The sequence below is a fragment of the Okeania sp. SIO2F4 genome (assembly GCF_010672385.1).
GTDB lineage: Bacteria > Cyanobacteriota > Cyanobacteriia > Cyanobacteriales > Microcoleaceae > Trichodesmium.
This window is the reverse complement of sequence record NZ_JAAHGT010001392.1, coordinates 1-1,514: the sequence shown is the minus strand read 5'-3', so window position 1 is coordinate 1,514 and position 1,514 is coordinate 1. Positions and strand designations below refer to the sequence as shown.

The window sequence follows — 1,514 nt, the reverse complement described above, 5'->3', positions numbered from 1 at the left end:
TGCAGTAGGTTCTACATAATTACCAGAACTATTTTCCAGGGAAGCCATATTCAGACCCGCACTCTTAGCAAAACCATACTCAACGTAACCTATTGCTCCCTCGCTTTGGCGAATTTGAGCAGTTACACCATCATTCTTCGCACCACCAATACCTACTGGCCATTGAACAGTTTTACCTTCTCCGACATTCTCTTTCCATTCTGGACTAATAGCACTCAAATGCTTAGTAAATACTCCTGTTGTTCCACTACCATCAGAACGATATACAACTGTAATAGCTCGGTCTGGCAGAGTTAGATCGGGATTAATTTCAGCTATTTTCGGATCGTTCCAGTTAGTAATTTTACCTAGCAATATATCCACATAAACTTCCCTCGAAAGTTTCAGACCAGAAACATCGGGCAAATTATAAGCTAAAACAATACTACCAGCAGTCATTGGTAGCAAGATAACTCCTCGACCTACTTTGGCAATTTCCTCATCCTTCATTGCCACATCAGAAGCACCAAAATCTACTAATTCTTGAGTAAATCTCTCAACACCAGCCCCACTACCCACTGACTGATAATCTACTTGTAGGCTAGAGTCACTATTACTCAGGTCTTGAAACCAACGTTGATAGATAGGTGATGGAAAAGAAGCTCCAGCACCAACTAGACTTACTTGACCACCTCCACCATCACCGCCACCACAAGCAGCTAAACCAATTGTCAGAGCTACTGCTGATACTTTGGCAGTAATACGAGTGATTCCAGAAAGATTTATACCAAATTTCATAATTATTTAGATTTCTATATTTCTCTAAACACCAAAAAGAATAGACGAAAGCTTAACATATTTAGGTTAAGGAAAGGTTAATCCTTGTTTATGATTGGCAATCATTGGTCTAAAAATCAGCATTTTTGATTGAAACAACTTATGGCAGTTTTCATTTTAGATAGACTACAGAGATTTCGGAAATTAGCCAAAAAAACTCCCGGTACAAACCGTCGTGAAAAGGCGCGACTTAGAGTAGCCAAACTCTATAGCAAAATTCAAGATATTAGAACAGACTTCCTACACAAATTATCAACTGATTTAGTTCGTAAATACGATGTAATTGTACTAGAAGCATGATAATGTTTCTGGTATGGTTTCCTACGGAATGCTTCGCAAACGTAACAGCAAATTAGCTAAAGCAATCAGTGATTTAGGCTGGAGACAATTTAGGACTTTAACTGAGGCTAAGTGGGAAAAATATGGTCGATAATTTAGAGTCATTGATAGATGGGAACGTAAACCGACTTTGATATAAATTATAACACAAAGCACGCCTCTATGGGAAAGAATGAGCTCAGTATCATCAGCAGACATTGCCCGCACCTTACAGACATTGATGCAAGACATGCATTGAGTACATTTTTCGTTATCGCAACTTATGGTTGCAAAGGCTGTATTGTCATTGCCTTTAAAACCTGGAGTTTTTTCACTGAATCCACAGATAAATTGCAAGGTATCAGCAAGAGCTGCTCTTC

General features: G+C 38.8%; 3 protein-coding genes. 1 reads left to right on the top strand and 2 read right to left on the bottom strand.

The genetic code is table 11. From position 1 onward, the window contains the following. The coding region (gene pstS / locus F6K22_RS40690; RefSeq protein WP_293110827.1) for a phosphate ABC transporter substrate-binding protein PstS at positions 1-777 on the bottom strand (777 nt) is incomplete at its 3' end. A 141-nt stretch (positions 778-918) separates the two neighbouring features. Here pstS and F6K22_RS40685 point away from each other — a divergent pair. Beyond that, entirely contained in the window at positions 919-1,116 is a 198-nt protein-coding gene (locus F6K22_RS40685) for a transposase (protein WP_293110826.1), read from the top strand. 21 nt (positions 1,117-1,137) lie between these two features. Here the strand turns inward: F6K22_RS40685 and F6K22_RS40680 are convergent. Next, positions 1,138-1,514 (bottom strand): 4Fe-4S binding protein (locus F6K22_RS40680; protein ID WP_293110824.1); only part of this gene is annotated, 377 nt, incomplete at its 5' end.

Excerpts from the sequence above, each read along its gene's own strand:
- F6K22_RS40685 (WP_293110826.1), top strand. The coding sequence starts at position 919 with ATGGCAGTTTTCATTTTAGATAGACTACAGAGATTTCGGAAATTAGCC.